The following is a 15,469-nucleotide window of genomic DNA, read 5'->3' on the forward strand; positions in this document are numbered from 1 at the left end:
AAAAAAAATGCTCATTTTAAAATGAGCATTTTTTTATTAAAATTTATAACCAATACGTAAATGTATGTTTACTCCAATATCTGCTTGCTCAAAAAAGGTGTTAGCTTCTTCAAAATATTTAATATAACCTACACCAATAGCTGTTTCATAATTAAAATGTTTACCAATATTTCTTCTAATTCCCCAAGTAGGAATAATTGTAAGGTCACTAATAAAATTGTAATTTTCTTTTAAAGATGTCAATAATAAATCAGGATGATAATTAACTTTTAGTGAAACAAAATTTCCGCTGTTTCCATCAATTCTTCTCGATTTAGAAACTCTTTTATTTAAATTATAGTACCATCTAGGTTCTAAAGTAATGGATGGAATGACATATACGCCAGAATCGTTAATAAAACTACTACTGTAAAAACCTAATTCAGCACCTACTTCAGTACGTAAAGCTATGCTTTGAGATAGTTTAGCTTCATTATGTGCCCAAAGGCCTATTGCACCAAGTTGAATTCCAAATATTGATTTTTCTACACTTGCATCTTGAGCTTTTGCTGTAAAAGAAAGAGAAAATAAAATAAGGGCAACTAAAAATGTTTTATTCATTTACTTCACTGCTCTTATTTTGTTCTAACTCAGCTTCGGCTTTAGCCTTAGTGTTTTCCATAATTTTAATTTTCTTCAGCTTTGCTTTCCAAATTTTTAAATCTTCGTTATGTTTTTTAATATTATCGTAAACCGATTTTACTAACGGATTTTTTTCATCTGCATGTTTAAAAAACAATAAATTATTTTCTAATTGGTTTATTTCTCCTTTAATATCACCAATTTTTTGACGAATGAAATTGTATTCTTTCTCTAGAGCTCTTTGGTCTTGAGCAGAAGATAAATCTTGAAGTTTATTTTCAAACTTCATCATTTCTACTTCATTTTTATTCATATCTAAAGTACCAAATAAAGTGTCTAAAGCTTTATTAAAATCACTTTCAATTTTACGCTTATTGCCAGGAACACGACCAATTGTTTTCCACTTTGCGATATAGTCTTTTATAGTTGCTAAATCTGCTTTTTGCTCGCCCGAAAGTTTTGTTGCGGTAACTGTATTTAGAAGCTCTTCTTTTTCTGTATATGCTTTTTCTTCTTCTGCGCTTGCTTCATTTCTTTTTGCATGAACTCTATCAAAATAATAATTACAAGCGGCTCTAAATTGCTTCCAAATTTTATCGCTGTCTTTTCTTGGCACGTGCCCAATACGTTTCCAGTCGCTTTGGATTTTTTTCATTAATTGCGTTGTAGCAGTAAAATCATCACTGTCTTTATTGTCCTCGGCAATTTTTATTAACTCTAGCTTTTTGTCTAAATTATCATACTGTTCTTTTTTTAAGCTTTTATAGTATGAATTTTTTTTATGGTTAAATTCTCGAACTGCTGCTTTAAATTTAGTCCAAGTAGCTTCATTAACTTTAATAGGTACTTTTCCTGCTTTAAAAAATTCTTCGCGAAGCATTTCAACTTCTTTAATTTTTTTCTGCCACGCTTTATGCGTGTTTCCAGGTTCGTTTGTTTTTTCTTGTATTAAACCAATAATGCCTGTTTTAAACTCTAAATTCTTTTCGTATAAAGAGTCTAAATGTTTGTAATATTCTTGACGCTTATCGTTAATAACTTTTGTTGCTTCTTTAAAGCGCTCCCAAATAGGTTCTCTATGTTCTCTTGCTACAGGACCTAATTCTTCTTTCCACATTTTGTGTAAAGCTTGCAGCTCTCTAAAGGCACGGTTATTATTATCTTCTTTTGCTAATTCTTCTGCACGCTCTATAATTTTCAACTTTTTTTCTAGATTGTGTTCAAAATCTTTGTCGCGTAAATCTCTGTCTAAGTGTAATAAATCGTAAAAGCGTTCTACGTTAAAATGATAGCTATTCCATGCATTATTATACTTATCTCTAGGTATTGAGCCTGCGTTTTTCCATTGCTCTTGCAATTCTTTAAATTGCTTGTATTTTGTATTCATTGTTTCGTCAAGATCTGTAAGTGTCTTGATGTCTTCAATAATTTTTAGTCTAATGGATAAATTATCTTTTAAGCCTTTTTCTATGTTATTATAATGTGCTTTTATTTTTTGACGATAGTCTTTATAGGCTTCATTAAAACTTTGTTTTATAGGTGTAGAGTAGTGGAAATCTATTTCGTTACCACCTTGATCTAAAAACTCTTGCTTTTTTTCATCTAAAAGAGCATTGAATTTGTCGTTAAATTCATTTTTTATCTCTTCTACATGCTTTTTTATAGCTTGTATTTTTTCGTTTTTTATTAGGTTTTCTAGCTCAATAACCAAAGTGTCTAAAGACATTTCGCTATAATTTTTTTCTTCTATATTATGGCGATCACTAGTACCTTCGTCTTCTGCATCTTCTGCATTAGAGTTGTCAATTTCATTAATTACATCATCTTCAGAGTGTTCATTTTCAGGTTCCTGAAGTTGTTTTGTGGTTTCGCTAATGCTTTCCGCGTTGACTTCTTCAACTTGTTTTGGAGATGTGTTTTCTGGTACTTTGTTTTCTTTGTTTCCGTCTGCATTTTGCAGGTTATCTTGCTCTGACATTTTATAAAATGTTTTGTTTATGGTGATAAATTATACTTTCAAATATACTAAAACTTGTCTTTTTAATAACAATTTCAGTTTTTTAACTTGTTTAAATTGCGCTATTTATTCCAAATGCTCCAGGATTTTTCAGCTTGTAATTCTAACATTTTTTCTCCATTAATTATTGTAGCATTATTTTTCTTTCCTAATCTTAGAAATTTTGTTTCTGAAGGATTATAAATTAAATCGAATAATATATGTTGATTTGTTATTGCATGATATGGAATATCTGGGCATGCTTCCACATTTGGAAAGGTGCCTAAAGGTGTGCAGTTTATTATTATTTGATGAGAATTAATTATTGATTCTGAAAGTTGATTATAGGTAAAAGTAACATTTTGTGATGCTTTTCTGGATACAAACGAATACTCAATATCAAGAGATTTTAATGCATAAGCAATGGCTTTACTTGCTCCGCCTGTGCCTAAAATTAAAGCTTTTTTATGATGCTTTTTTAAAAAAGGATTTAAGGTGTTTTTAAAGCCGTAAAAATCTGTATTGTACCCAACGTATTTTCCTTTTTTTGTAATTTTTATAGTGTTTACAGCACCTATAGCTTTTGCTTTTTTATTTAACTTATCTAAAAAAGGCATAACACTTTCTTTATAAGGTATTGTAACATTAAAGCCTTTAATGGCTTTGTCTTTTTTTAATTTTGTTTCAAATAAAGAAATGTTTTCAAGGTCAAAATTTTCATAAGTTGTATTTTTTATTTCTTCATTTTCAAATTTATTTTTAAAATAATTTCTTGAGAAGGAATATGAAATGTCTTTTCCTATTAAACCAAATTTACGCATGTGTTTGTCGTGTTTTTCTGCCATACCATTCTAAACCAAGTACAATTGCAATACCTGCTATAATGTAAAAAATAGCTATAAAAGTTTCTGTATTGAGTTCTGGAATAAAGCGTTTGTAGTTTTCTATTATGTGTTTTCCGCCAGAATCTAAACTTTTAACGCCTAAATTATTAGTTTTAAAAATAGTTTCCTTCCAAGGCCAAACTACACCTAGAGAGCCAACAATAAAACCAATTATAGATGCTGTTGTAACACTTTTATAATGTTTTAAGATGTAACTTAATATGTGAGAGAAACTAACCAACCCAACAACAGAGCCTAAAGTAAATACAAAAAGAACTTTAAGCATTCTTACACGTTCTGTATTATTAATAAAGCTAAAGTTGCCTCCAAGAATTTCGTAAAAGGTATCAAAAAGTGCATTAACAGAATCTACTAGAAGTAGTACATAATTTCCTAATAATATTAAAATAAAAGAGCCTGAGAAACCAGGTAACGTCATTCCGGAAACGCTAATAATACCACATAAAAAAACAAACCATAGATTGTCGTTTTCCATTGCAGGATCAAGAAAACTTATACTTATACCAATAAGTGCGCCAATTAAAAGTGCTACGTAGGTTGTTATTTTCCAATCTTTAAAATCTTTACTAATGTAATAGATTGAGCCTATAATCATCCCGAAAAAAACACTCCAAACGTACAACTCGTAATGCTTAATAAAATAGTCTAAAATTTTTGAAACACTAAAATAGCTCACTAGCATTCCAAAAAATAATAAGCTTAAAAATCTTCCATTTATGTAGTAAAAAAATGACTTGAATCTGCCATTAAAAAATAACTTAAATGCGGTTACATTTACACGTTTTAAAGAATGAATAAATTCTTCATAAAAACCAGCAACAAATGCCACAACACCACCAGATACACCAGGAACTTTATTTGCAGCTCCCATTCCTAATCCTTTAAGGATTAAAAAAAGTTTATCTGTTAATGTGCGTGTACTTTGCATTATACTTTTTTGGACCCTATTTTTTCTAACACAAAAATGGTTAAGAAACCAACAACCATTAATAGAATAGCAAAAATTAATTGCGGATTAACTCCATTAAGTTCTGAATATAAATTAGGTAAAATACTTTCTTCTAAAACAGTTTTATAGCTTTCATAATCGTTAGTTTCCTTTTGAAAAACAGATAGTGTACCAAGCTCTGAAACTTGATTAAAATCTATTACTTTACCTGTTTCGTCTTTCATTACTGAAATTGTTCTTTTCCAAGGCCACATTTTATTTAAAGAACCTAAAATAAATCCAGTTAATAAAGCTAAGGTTGTATTATGATAGTTTTTAAATAGCCATTTTAGTAATTTACTAAAACTTAATAAGCCAGCAATAGCACCTATTGCAAAAAGGCCTATTTTTTTAAAATCCCAATCGTTTATTGCGTTACTTAAAGCTGTGTATGCTCCTAAAATAATTAAGATAAATGAGCCGGAAATACCTGGTAAAATCATTGCGCAAATGGCAATAGCTCCAGCAAAAAATAAAAACCATGCACTATTATTTGCTCCAAGAGAAGGTAAACTAGTAATGTAAAAGGCAAGAGCAGCTCCGGCTAAAAGTACAAAAACACTCCCAATTGTCCATTTGGTGATTTGTTTTCCAACAAAATAAATACTTACAACTATAAGTCCAAAAAAGAACGACCAAATTAAAACAGGATGTTGTTCTATTAAATATTTTGCTAATCGCATAAATGAAGCAAAACTTATAAGGATTCCTGTTAATAAAGCTAAAAGAAAATTACCGTTAGCTTGTTTCCAAAATGATTTTAAACCATCTTGTTTTAGTGTTTTAAAAAGCGACAAGTTAATGTTGCTAATTGAAGAAATTAACTCTTCATAAATACCAGAGATAAAAGCTATAGTTCCACCAGAAACACCTGGTACAGCATCTGCTGCACCCATAGCTACACCTTTAAGTGCTATTAAAAAATAGTCTTTAAATTTTCTTTGCATGCTTTTACTTTTCAATCTAACCAAAGGTATACATTTTTAGTAATCCTACAAGGTGTTTATTTAGCTTGCAATGGTTAAAAATATTATTTAGATGTTTTTTATTCTAACATCCAATTTACCAAGTCTTTTTCGTTAACTATAGACCAAGAATGTGGATGTCTTTCTCCATTTGCTCGATAACCTTTGTTTTTTGTTTTTATAAGTTGGATATTTTTATTGCCAAACGTGGTTTTTAATTGTTCTGATAATTTTTGAATATAGAATGCATTTAAATCTTCGTAACTATTTTTAGCGTGATTATTCCACCATTTTAAATCTGGTTCTGTATAAAATCTTATTTTTAATTTCTTTAATCCTTTTAAGTTGTTAATGTTTTGTGTTTTAAATGTAAAAGGAGCGTTTTTTTCGTAATTAGATATTCCGTTTTGTGGATTCCCAAATTCGTTATCTAACATGTGTTTAATCCATTTAGACTCTTGAATAGCACGTTCTGAATAGTTTAATTCTAAATTTTTTTCGGCTGTTTGGTAAAGTGCTAAAAGATCAATTGGAGAATCTACTATAAACACTCCTTTAGGTTTTACTAGACTTTTATTTTTTACTAAATAATCGCTAATTAATAAACTTACATTTCCTCCGCTGGAAAAGCCACCAATATAAATGTTGTTTTTGTTAAGTTGCTGTTCGTTAATTATTTTTGTAAGCTGCTCGCTTAATTCTTGTTTTTCTTCAGGTTTGAGGTATAAGCGTTGGTTTAAATTCATAGCTAAAACCGAAAAATTATTTGCAACACTAATATCTGCAATTTTAAATTCAGTTAATGTGTTCTCAGCATCGCAAGGGAAACAAGGAAATAAAATTAATAGTCCTTTTTGTTTTTTTGCTTTAATTAATTGGAATTCTGAAGTTTTTATTATTTCAGATTTTAAATAGTCTGTTTGATTATTTTTTTTAGAATGACCTTTACAAGACATTACAATTAAGATTAAAATTATGATGTATTTCTGCATATTTAATTCTCGATTTAAATGTTTGTGTAGGTTTTATAATCTGTTTTAATTTTATAGATTTTTGGCAATCATTTATTTTAAGATTCTTTTTATTTCTTTTTGCAATTCAGGTAATACTAAACGTGTAAACCATTCGTTTTTGGCTTGCCAAATATTATTTCTTGGAGATGGATGTGGAAGTACAAAATATTTTGGTAAATATTCTTTAAAGTTTTTTACTGTTTCTGTTAATGTTCTCTTTGCGCTCTCTTTAAGGTAATAATCTTGTGCATATTTCCCTATTAATAAAATTAACTCTACATTTTGTAATTTATTAAATAAATGATTGTGCCATAATGGAGCACATTCTTTTCTTGGTGGTAAGTCTCCAGATTTGCCTTTTCCGGGATAGCAAAAACCCATTGGAATTATTGCAATTTTTTGAGAGTTGTAAAAATCAGTTTTATCAATTTTCATCCAGCTTCTTAAATTTTCACCACTTTTATCATTCCAAGGAATACCGGTTTTATGAACTATAGTTCCTGGAGCTTGTCCAATTATAATTATTTTACTTTTTGGATGTGCCGATAGTACTGGTCGTGGACCAAGCTCTAAGTGTTCTTTGCAAACATTACAATTTGATATATCTTTTATTAGGCTATCCACATGTAATAAAATTATTTTTTCTTTTTTTTAATTTAGTTAATAGTAGAAAAGATATTTATATGATTTAACTGTGATTTACTGTAAATTTAATTGCCATGACACTCCAAATTTATCTTGAACAAAACCAAATTTTTTGCTAAATCCATAATTATTTAAAGGCATCATAATTGTTCCATCATGTGATAGTTTTGAAAATAATTTTTCAAGTTCACTTTCATTTTTGCACTCAATGTAATTGGAAACAGCAGGAGTAAAATCCCAATCGTGAATTGGTGGGCTGTCGCTACACATAAATAGATTTCCATTTAATTTAAATGTGGCATGCATAATTTTTCCTTCATCTATTGGAGCATTTTTCTCCCATCGTTTTACATTAATAATCTCAGAATTATCAAATAATTCTACATAAAAATTCATTGCATTTTCGGCATTGTTTTTTTGAAATGTAAGAAATGTGGCTATTTGATGATTATTAGAGTTGTTTTCGTTTATTAATTTTTTAAGACTATCAATTTCTAATTGTAGTTTTTCTTTTTCTACACTAGAATTTTTGTCTTCTTTAAAATTAGTACAACTAACTAATATTGAATTTAAAATTAAAATTTGTAGTATTTTTTTCATTTTAACACGACTTTATTGTTTGATTTGTTTTAAAATATTTGCTACAAATTAAGATTAATCTACACTCTTTTATAGTATAAAGATAAATGTAATCTTATTTAATTATAGAATTTAATACTATTATTTATTGTGTATGCTAACTTTATACTTGTGGAAGTTTATAAATAATAATCTATTAATTTACTTGTTTTAAATTAAAAACGGTTTGACGTTTAAAGTCAAACCGTTATAATTTGTGCACTTTTATACTTACTAGTTTTTTAATGTTTTTTTTCATAAAAGCTCTAATTTTTTTTTGGTTAAAAATTTCAGTTTATAATTAAGATAAAAAAGCCATTCTATACTTTTTTTACAGAATGGCTTTAATATAGAGTGTTTTATAGCTAATTCCAGCCACCACCTAAGGCTTGACATATTTTAACATTGGCCAAAAGTTGGTCTCTTTTTGTTTCAATAATTTCAATTTTATAATCTAAGGCTTCACGTTGTGTTAATAATACTTCAGTATATTCTGCTCTAGCCGATTTAAAAAGTTTAATAGAGAGATCAATAGCCTCTGTCATAGCTTCTACTTGTTTAGCTTTTAAATTGTAATTTTCTTTTAAGTTTTTAATATCCGAAAGCGTATTAGCGACTTCGATGTATCAACGGTCTTGTGTATGGTTTGTTGCGTGTTTAAGTCACTAAGTTAGTAAATAAAAACCGAATAGAAAATCCGCTAGGATTTTCGTAAGTAGGCTAGAACTAGTAATAAATTATATACGGTGTTGTGCCCAGTTATTTTAAACGGTAGATTGTCTTATTTTTTTCTCCTATTTTTTCAAATAAATTTAATTCAACTCCTTTTTTTAAATCTCTACTTGCAGTTGCTGAAGAAATGTCTTTAAAAACATCCATATAATCTTTTCTTGTAAATTCAATTTTGTTTAATGAAACATAATATTCTAATCTATCTTTTTCATTTAAAGTTCGATTATTAAAATCTAATAATTGACTTATTGAAATGTCAATTACGTTAAGCATATATTCAATAAACTTAGTTGACTTTCCAGATTTATCACTTTCAGCTAAAGCTTTGTAATATTTTTCCTGGTCATTACTGATTAATGTTTCAAAAGGTAAAAACTCAAATATTGGATATTTTTCCATTAAAATTAAAGTTTGCCATAATCTTCCCATTCTTCCATTTCCATCCAAAAATGGATGTATAAATTCCATTTCGTAATGAAAAACACAACTTTTAATTAATTCAATTTCATCAGAATTTTTCAAATATTCAAAAAGGTCTTTCATTAAGAATGGCACATTTTCAAATGGTGGTGCTAAATGCTCAATTTTAGAGCCTTTTACAATACCGACACTCTGAGTTCTATATTTCCCTGAATTTTCGATTAAACCTTCCATTAAGTTTTGGTGCGCTTTTAAAAAAGATTTTTCATTAGAAGGATTGTAATCATCTAAATTTTCATAGATTTTGATTGCATTTAAAACTTCAATAACATCTTTTTTAGGTCCAATAACTCTTTTGTTTTCAAGAAGTGCAGTAATCTGTTCCTCTGTAAGTGTGTTTCCTTCTATTTTTAACGAAGAATGAATAGTTTTGATTCTATTCTGTTTTCTCAATTTAGGTGAAGGCCTGTTTAATAAATTAGCATTTACTTCTCCTATTTTCTCTGAGATAGAAGTTATTAATTTTAAAATAGAAGATGTAATTTCGTAAGGTGGTTTCATTTTTTGATACTATCATTTGATACTATCAAAGATACAATCATTTAATCTGAATAATGTTATGAAACGGATTTTTTAATTGGGCACAACGGTTTTGTATATGATACGTTGCGTGTGTGAGCAACTAATTTAGCAAATAAAAACCGAATAGAAAATCCGCGAGGATTTTCGTAAGTAGGCTAGTACTAGCAATGGATTATATACGGTGTTGTACCACGTATTTTTTATTCCGTCTTCTTTTGTTTTTCAATCAGTTTTTTTAATTCGTCCATTTTCCAACTTGTAGTAAAAGTCACTACTAAAGGAAAATCATTTTTATCGGATTGGTCAAAATAAAAGTCAAGTTTTGGAATTTCAAATTCCTTATTTTTCTGATAAACTGTTACTTGAGATTTGGTTTCATAATCCTCCGTTTGAGTTGATTCAATTATGGTTTTTGAACTATACTTTTCAAATTCGTGTGTAAGTCTTTCGTATTCGTCAATTTGTGTGTATTCATTCGTAAATCTAATTACCATTGTCAGCGAGAAAATGCCATATTTTTCTTGGTGCGAGTCGTAGTTGATTCTAAAAATTCCCTCTTTAATTTCTCCTTTGATTGTCGGATGGTTATTAAATTCAGTCGCATATGAGTGATTTTTAACATCAACAATTGTACTTGTCCAACCATATTCAAATTTGAAGTCAGATTCTTTAACTATTTCACTCGGCTTTTGGTTTAGGTTAAGTCCGAAAAACAATTCGCTTATTTTCTTTTCCATTTCAGTTTCTTGAGCAAAGATTTGAAATTGAAATGTCATAAATAAAATTCCAATTATGTATTTCAGATTTCGTTTTCTCATATGTGGTACAACGGTCTTGGCTATGGTTTCGTTACGGAATGGTACGCGAGTATCATTCCGCCGTAACCATAAATTTAGCAAAAAGGCTTGAAATTCCGATTAGGAATTTCAGCCGTAATGAACTATAGCCGTTGTTGTGTGGCGTTTTTATTTTTTAACACGTTCAAGTACAAATTCAGATTTTTTTCCATAAAGTGTTGTGGTCAGATGTAATTGATTTTCGACTAATTCATAGTCCGTTTCCCAATTCACTTTGTCTTTTAACAACACATTTATTTTTTCAATCGATGGTTTTATTTCGTACGTGCCATACATTTTTAATTCGTTGTCAATCATTTGGTTAAAAACTCCGCTATCATCGAATTCCATTACATTATTGTTATAAGTCATTTTTGCAACATTAATAACATTGTCCAATGCCAAAGAATCGTTAAACACTTTTTTAAACTCTTTTGAAATAGAAATCGAATCTGTTTTAGTGTTCAGATAAAAGTCTCCGCTATCTACCGAAACGATTTTCCATTTTCCAATAATTTTATCTTGTTCATTTTGCGCACAAGAAACAGTCAGACTAATTAAAAAAAGTAAGGTCAAAATTCTTTTCATAGGTTTGAGTTCAAATGACACACAACGTGTTTGTGTATGATTTCGTTGCGTGTTTCAGCAACTAAATTAGCAAATACAAACCGAATAGAAAATCCGCGAGGATTTTCGTAAGTAGGCGAGTACTAGCAATGAATTATACACGGTGTTAGCCACAGGTTTTTTTTCAGTCTGTGAGTATTAAATTCCTATATTTTGCCCAACCATAAATATACTCACGAATTTCTTGAACTCTGCTATTCAAATCTATTTTCCCATTTCTAATTCCAACAGTAGAATTCAGACCGATTAAATAATTAAAAATTCCAAGAGTATCAAATTGAGGTAATTCATTTTGGTCATCAAATCCTGGATTTAACCATTGGGAATAAATTTGATAATTTCTTTCTGTAAAGTAGTCGATTGTTTGTGAAACATCTTTTCGGTATTGCATTGAGCAAAGTACGATAGCTGGGTTTTCGATTGTAATTAATTGTCCAACGTATGTTTCTCGTTCTTCCGGACTTCCACTAACTAAAAACACATTAACGTATTCCGTTTCTGTTAAATATAACTTTTTCAATCTCGTTCCAGTTTTCACAGTTCGACCGAATAATGAATTCCAAGTCGATGATTTTCCCGAGTTTCTCTTTCCGATTACAGAGACTAATAGCTTATTCATATTTCAAGTATTTTTTATAGTCAGATTCAGTTTTTATTCGCTGAAAAATATCAGAAATCTGACCGTCATTTAATCCTTTCATCGCAAGGTGTAAAGCTAATTCGCTCTTTTGGTTCTCCGTTAAAATATATTTATCCATTTTTATTTTCTTGACGAGTGTTTTTTTAACTTGTGGCTAACGTGTTTATATACCAAACATAATCATTTTGTACTGTTTAACAAACTAATTTGTAAGAATATACCAACTTTTATTAAAGTTTGTATATATTTGATTTTATGTCGGATATCGCAACTTTTTTAGATTTTAAAAAACTTTTAGAAATTAAAAGATATAGCGATAATAGTATTAATACTTATTTAGGTTTAATTAAATCTTTTCATAAGTATGTTGGCTTTGAAATCGATTTAAATACAATTGAAAATAAAGTGTTACTAGCATTAATTATTCAAATTGTAAAGGAAAAGGAATTAGCGTATACTACGCATAAACAACTCTGCGCTGCTTTAAAATTATTTTATAAAGAAATGTATAATCGAGAAATCGATTTTTTGCCAGTTTACCCTACAAGAAGACCTAGTCCTTTGCCCAATATTATTTCTACAAAAGAGGTTAAGGCAATTTTAGAAAGCCATAATAATTTAAAGCATAGAGCTATGCTTACGGTAATTTATGCTTTGGGATTAAGAAGTGGAGAATTAATTAATATGAGGATTGAAGATATTAATGGTGATAGAAATCAAGTCTTAATTAGATCTGGTAAAGGAAATAAAGATAGAGTTTTACCTTTGCCGGATTCTTTAAAAACTCTTTTAAGGAGTTATTATGCTCAGTATAAGCCTAAAACTTATTTGTTTTGTGGTAGAAATGGCGAAAAATATGCTCCAGAAAGTTTGCGTAAAGTTTTTAAATTGGCATTGCGTAAAGCTAATATTAATAAGAAAATTACATTGCATAGTTTAAGGCATGCTTACGCAACACATTTAATGGATAAAGGTACAGATGTTAGAATTATAAAAGAATTATTAGGACATAGTTCTATTAAAACTACTCTTATTTATACTCATGTAACACAAAAAACGTTACAAAATATACCAAGTCCTTTAGATTTTCTATAATTTATTAATATTTTATAAATTCTCTTCTTCTTTTATTTTGTTAATAAAACCTTGTAATTCTTTGCCGTAATGAGAGGTTTTAATAGTTGGAGTTAATGTGTCGTTTATCATATTTAAATACTTAATATTTGCATTATATAGTTCTGATAAAGCTAAGTAAGGAGCAACTTCGCTATCTCTATTATTAATGGCAAAATTTACAGTATATAAATATTTACGCTTCTCAAGATTTTTATAAGTTTTTTCGGTGCTATTAATTAATACGGTATCATTAGCTTTTATAGCATCAAAATTTTCTTTAATTAGTTCTAAATTTTTGTTATTAAATTTTGAAGCTACACTAATATATTCTTCTAAGATTTTTTGTTGCTTAGATCCTTTAATCTTGGCATCATAATTAAATCGTTTTAAGGAAGTATTAATTTCTGTGATACCTTTATCGGCAAAAAATGTAATTCTATTATCTTCATTATTGTATTTATCAAGATACAAATAGAAAATTTCTGGAGTATCAATTTTACTTTGTAGCTCAAAATTTGAGTTTCCGTTAATTACCATTGAGTCAATAGTTACTATGGTAGTGTCTTTGGCTTTTTTTAAATAAACGGTTCCTTTTTTTAATCCTTTAATATTTCCTTTTACAATAAGTGAATCTGAAGTTTTATCTCCACAAGAAAATAAAAGACATAATCCTAATAGAATAAATAATTTTTGCATGTTTAATTTTAAAATTTTAAGAGCGCAAATATGATATAAAAATTAATTAAATGCTAACCAACGGCTGCTATTCTCATTAATTCGGCACAAAGTATTGCTCCATATGTTCCAACAACGTAACCAAAGACAGCTAAAAGAGCTCCTACAGTGGCTAATGATGGATGAAAAGCTGCCGCAACAATTGGAGCAGAGGCTGCACCACCAACATTGGCTTGACTTCCTACTGCTAAAAAGAAATATGGTGCTTTAATTAATTTTGCAACTAATATTAACAATCCTGCGTGTATAGCCATCCAAACTAAACCAATCATAATTAAGCCTGGTTGATCAAGAATTCCTCCTAAATCCATTTTCATACCTATAGTAGCTACTAAAATATATATAAATACACTACCTATTTTACTTGCTCCTGCACCTTCGTAAGTTTTTGCTTTTGTAAAAGATAGTAGTACGCCTATTAATGTTGAAATAGAGATTAACCAAAAGAAACCACTACCGAAAGAGGATAGTGCACTTTTGGGATCGCTTACGGCTTCAAAATTATTTTTTAAAAATGTAGTTATAATTTCAGAACCTAAATGTGCAATACCTACGGCTGTAAAAGCTATCATAAGTATAACCATATAATCGTTTAAAGATGGATTTCTTACTGTTTTTTCAGCAAAATTTTCCATCTTTTTTTGTAGTGCATCAATTGCTGTATTATCTGCTTTTAACCATTTGTCAATTTTAGTTCTTTTACCAATTCCTAATAATAAAATTGCCATCCAAACATTGGCTACAAAAATATCTACAATTACCATGTTTCCATATCTTTCTGGATTGTATTGGTATATTTCTAACATGGCCGCTTGGTTTGCTCCGCCACCAATCCAGCTTCCAGCTAGTGTAGATAATCCTCTCCAAACAGCATTAAAATCTGCTCCGCCAACTGTTTCTGGAGAAAATACAGATATTAATAAAATTGCTAATGGACCTCCAATTACAATACCTATTGTACCTGTTAGAAACATAATTAATGCTTTAGGTCCTAAATTAAATACAGCTTTTAAATCTATGCTTAATGTAAATAATACTAATGAAGCTGGTAAAAAATAACGGCTAGCTACAAAATAAGCTTGAGATGTTTTTGGGTCTACCCAACCAAACAGGCTAAATAACGATGGAATAAAATAGCACATTAATAATGCTGGTACAAACTTGTAAAATGTTTTCCAAAAGCCTGTTTTAATATTTTCTGTATAAAACACAAAGCCTAAGGCTAGAAATAGTAAGCCAAAAACAATGGCATCGTTATTAAACGGAAGAGTAATGTCCATATTTTTTTAATTAGTTGCTGCAAAATACCAAATTAAAATAGGATAAAAAAAAGTAAGAAATAAAGTTTGGCATACAATTTGAAATACTTATTTCGAGATTTCTTACATAGACTATTTTAAAGTGTGGTTACTTTAAATTAAGAGTAAGTAATTATCATATTTTTGGTTGGTTAGTATGAAAAAGCGTCTTTTTTTAAGACGCTTTTTCTAATTGTATTTAAACATAGAATCAAAATTATGTTGTTCTATCTTTGTTTTTATAAGCTATAAAGATTAATTAAAATGTAATTCTCATTTCTAAATCTTTATTTTCTACCTTAAACTTAGCATCATTAAATTGTGGAGGACCGTAATTAATTGGGTTGTTAGACATGCCGTAATCTTCAAGTGGCATTCTGTTTGTACTAAAATCCATTTTTTTATTATCGTTCTCATCGTGCATTGCCATAATAGCATACGTTCCTGGTGATACATTTTTAAATGTTACTATAATCTTACCATTTTCGATATTTGATTCTATATTTTGAATACCTTCTGTAACCATAAAAGTATTCTCATTGTGTAATGTTAATATTGCTTTTCCTTTATCACTTTTAATATTAGAAATTGTAACAGTAATGTTTTGTGTATTTTTATCTTGTGAAAAAGAAAATACAAAAGAAAAAATAAAAGTAAATGTTAAGATAATTGATTTCATAATTAAAGAGTTTTAATGTTATTGATTAATCAAATATCATTTTTAAATAGCTT

The 15,469-nt window shown here is 28.8% G+C and carries 17 protein-coding genes; 1 reads left to right on the plus strand and 16 read right to left on the minus strand.

What is annotated here, in order from left to right:
• Nucleotides 1-36: 36 nt before the first annotated feature.
• From CLV86_RS09860 to CLV86_RS09920, 13 genes are all read right to left on the minus strand, one after another.
• Nucleotides 37-600 carry a hypothetical protein gene (locus CLV86_RS09860; RefSeq protein WP_121052004.1) on the minus strand — a complete coding sequence of 188 codons (564 nt, stop codon included), beginning with the start codon at nucleotides 598-600 and terminating at the stop codon, nucleotides 37-39.
• The gene (locus CLV86_RS09865; protein WP_121052006.1) at nucleotides 593-2,599 is read right to left on the minus strand and encodes a DUF349 domain-containing protein; all 2,007 of its coding nucleotides are present in this window, start codon (nucleotides 2,597-2,599) and stop codon (nucleotides 593-595) included. Before CLV86_RS09865 ends, CLV86_RS09860 begins: the two co-directional genes overlap by 8 nt.
• Before the next feature lie 101 nt (nucleotides 2,600-2,700).
• Nucleotides 2,701-3,462, minus strand: a complete 762-nt coding sequence (locus CLV86_RS09870) for a shikimate dehydrogenase family protein (RefSeq protein WP_428841388.1) — start codon at nucleotides 3,460-3,462, stop codon at nucleotides 2,701-2,703.
• On the minus strand, nucleotides 3,431-4,450 hold the full coding sequence (locus CLV86_RS09875) for a DUF368 domain-containing protein (RefSeq protein WP_076732333.1): 1,020 nt from the start codon (nucleotides 4,448-4,450) through the stop codon (nucleotides 3,431-3,433). The genes CLV86_RS09870 and CLV86_RS09875 overlap by 32 nt, the downstream gene beginning before the upstream one ends.
• Nucleotides 4,450-5,457, minus strand: a complete 1,008-nt coding sequence (locus CLV86_RS09880; protein WP_121052008.1) for a DUF368 domain-containing protein — start codon at nucleotides 5,455-5,457, stop codon at nucleotides 4,450-4,452. The genes CLV86_RS09875 and CLV86_RS09880 overlap by 1 nt, the downstream gene beginning before the upstream one ends.
• Before the next feature lie 98 nt (nucleotides 5,458-5,555).
• Nucleotides 5,556-6,467, minus strand: coding sequence for a hypothetical protein (locus CLV86_RS09885; RefSeq protein ID WP_147427029.1), 912 nt, complete (start codon nucleotides 6,465-6,467; stop codon nucleotides 5,556-5,558).
• A 72-nt stretch (nucleotides 6,468-6,539) separates the two neighbouring features.
• Complete coding sequence (locus CLV86_RS09890) at nucleotides 6,540-7,112, minus strand: uracil-DNA glycosylase family protein (protein ID WP_121052012.1); 573 nt, start codon at nucleotides 7,110-7,112, stop codon at nucleotides 6,540-6,542.
• 75 nt (nucleotides 7,113-7,187) lie between these two features.
• The gene (locus tag CLV86_RS09895; protein ID WP_121052014.1) at nucleotides 7,188-7,733 is read right to left on the minus strand and encodes a VOC family protein; all 546 of its coding nucleotides are present in this window, start codon (nucleotides 7,731-7,733) and stop codon (nucleotides 7,188-7,190) included.
• Nucleotides 7,734-8,116: 383 nt separating this feature from the next.
• Nucleotides 8,117-8,296 carry a hypothetical protein gene (locus tag CLV86_RS09900; RefSeq protein ID WP_487246505.1) on the minus strand — a complete coding sequence of 60 codons (180 nt, stop codon included), beginning with the start codon at nucleotides 8,294-8,296 and terminating at the stop codon, nucleotides 8,117-8,119.
• 214 nt (nucleotides 8,297-8,510) lie between these two features.
• Nucleotides 8,511-9,464, minus strand: coding sequence for a Fic family protein (locus tag CLV86_RS09905; RefSeq protein ID WP_121052018.1), 954 nt, complete (start codon nucleotides 9,462-9,464; stop codon nucleotides 8,511-8,513).
• 221 nt (nucleotides 9,465-9,685) lie between these two features.
• A complete protein-coding gene (locus CLV86_RS09910; RefSeq protein ID WP_170148535.1) occupies nucleotides 9,686-10,222 on the minus strand; it encodes a hypothetical protein in 537 nt (178 codons plus the stop codon).
• A gap of 228 nt (nucleotides 10,223-10,450) precedes the next feature.
• Nucleotides 10,451-10,897, minus strand: a complete 447-nt coding sequence (locus tag CLV86_RS09915) for a hypothetical protein (protein WP_147427030.1) — start codon at nucleotides 10,895-10,897, stop codon at nucleotides 10,451-10,453.
• A gap of 175 nt (nucleotides 10,898-11,072) precedes the next feature.
• Nucleotides 11,073-11,468, minus strand: coding sequence for a hypothetical protein (locus CLV86_RS09920; protein ID WP_147427031.1), 396 nt, complete (start codon nucleotides 11,466-11,468; stop codon nucleotides 11,073-11,075).
• 375 nt (nucleotides 11,469-11,843) lie between these two features.
• On the opposite strand from CLV86_RS09920, the gene CLV86_RS09925 reads away from it, so the two are divergent.
• Nucleotides 11,844-12,683 carry a tyrosine-type recombinase/integrase gene (locus CLV86_RS09925; RefSeq protein WP_249037469.1) on the plus strand — a complete coding sequence of 280 codons (840 nt, stop codon included), beginning with the start codon at nucleotides 11,844-11,846 and terminating at the stop codon, nucleotides 12,681-12,683.
• 12 nt (nucleotides 12,684-12,695) lie between these two features.
• Here CLV86_RS09925 and CLV86_RS09930 read toward each other — a convergent pair whose 3' ends face one another.
• The 3 genes from CLV86_RS09930 to CLV86_RS09940 all read right to left on the minus strand — a co-directional run bounded on the left by CLV86_RS09930 (nucleotide 12,696) and on the right by CLV86_RS09940 (nucleotide 15,416).
• A complete protein-coding gene (locus CLV86_RS09930; RefSeq protein ID WP_121052029.1) occupies nucleotides 12,696-13,400 on the minus strand; it encodes a DUF4369 domain-containing protein in 705 nt (234 codons plus the stop codon).
• Nucleotides 13,401-13,453: 53 nt separating this feature from the next.
• Nucleotides 13,454-14,719, minus strand: coding sequence for a DUF819 family protein (locus CLV86_RS09935; RefSeq protein WP_121052031.1), 1,266 nt, complete (start codon nucleotides 14,717-14,719; stop codon nucleotides 13,454-13,456).
• 277 nt (nucleotides 14,720-14,996) lie between these two features.
• Entirely contained in the window at nucleotides 14,997-15,416 is a 420-nt protein-coding gene (locus CLV86_RS09940; RefSeq protein ID WP_076732382.1) for a DUF2141 domain-containing protein, read from the minus strand.
• Between the last annotated feature and the right edge of the window lie 53 nt (nucleotides 15,417-15,469).

The organism is Lacinutrix venerupis (genome assembly GCF_003663945.1).
Lineage (GTDB): Bacteria > Bacteroidota > Bacteroidia > Flavobacteriales > Flavobacteriaceae > Lacinutrix > Lacinutrix venerupis.

Bases quoted from the DNA above. Each gene is read 5' to 3' on its own strand.
- CLV86_RS09940 (WP_076732382.1), bottom strand. From the start codon at position 15,416: ATGAAATCAATTATCTTAACATTTACTTTTATTTTTTCTTTTGTATTT.
- CLV86_RS09905 (WP_121052018.1), bottom strand. From the start codon at position 9,464: ATGAAACCACCTTACGAAATTACATCTTCTATTTTAAAATTAATAACT.
- CLV86_RS09860 (WP_121052004.1), bottom strand. From the start codon at position 600: ATGAATAAAACATTTTTAGTTGCCCTTATTTTATTTTCTCTTTCTTTT.
- CLV86_RS09930 (WP_121052029.1), bottom strand. From the start codon at position 13,400: ATGCAAAAATTATTTATTCTATTAGGATTATGTCTTTTATTTTCTTGT.
- CLV86_RS09870 (WP_428841388.1), bottom strand. From the start codon at position 3,462: ATGGCAGAAAAACACGACAAACACATGCGTAAATTTGGTTTAATAGGA.
- CLV86_RS09935 (WP_121052031.1), bottom strand. From the start codon at position 14,719: ATGGACATTACTCTTCCGTTTAATAACGATGCCATTGTTTTTGGCTTA.
- CLV86_RS09895 (WP_121052014.1), bottom strand. From the start codon at position 7,733: ATGAAAAAAATACTACAAATTTTAATTTTAAATTCAATATTAGTTAGT.
- CLV86_RS09865 (WP_121052006.1), bottom strand. From the start codon at position 2,599: ATGTCAGAGCAAGATAACCTGCAAAATGCAGACGGAAACAAAGAAAAC.
- CLV86_RS09925 (WP_249037469.1), top strand. From the start codon at position 11,844: ATGTCGGATATCGCAACTTTTTTAGATTTTAAAAAACTTTTAGAAATT.
- CLV86_RS09900 (WP_487246505.1), bottom strand. From the start codon at position 8,296: ATGACAGAGGCTATTGATCTCTCTATTAAACTTTTTAAATCGGCTAGA.
- CLV86_RS09885 (WP_147427029.1), bottom strand. From the start codon at position 6,467: ATGCAGAAATACATCATAATTTTAATCTTAATTGTAATGTCTTGTAAA.
- CLV86_RS09875 (WP_076732333.1), bottom strand. From the start codon at position 4,450: ATGCAAAGTACACGCACATTAACAGATAAACTTTTTTTAATCCTTAAA.
- CLV86_RS09910 (WP_170148535.1), bottom strand. From the start codon at position 10,222: ATGGAAAAGAAAATAAGCGAATTGTTTTTCGGACTTAACCTAAACCAA.
- CLV86_RS09880 (WP_121052008.1), bottom strand. From the start codon at position 5,457: ATGCAAAGAAAATTTAAAGACTATTTTTTAATAGCACTTAAAGGTGTA.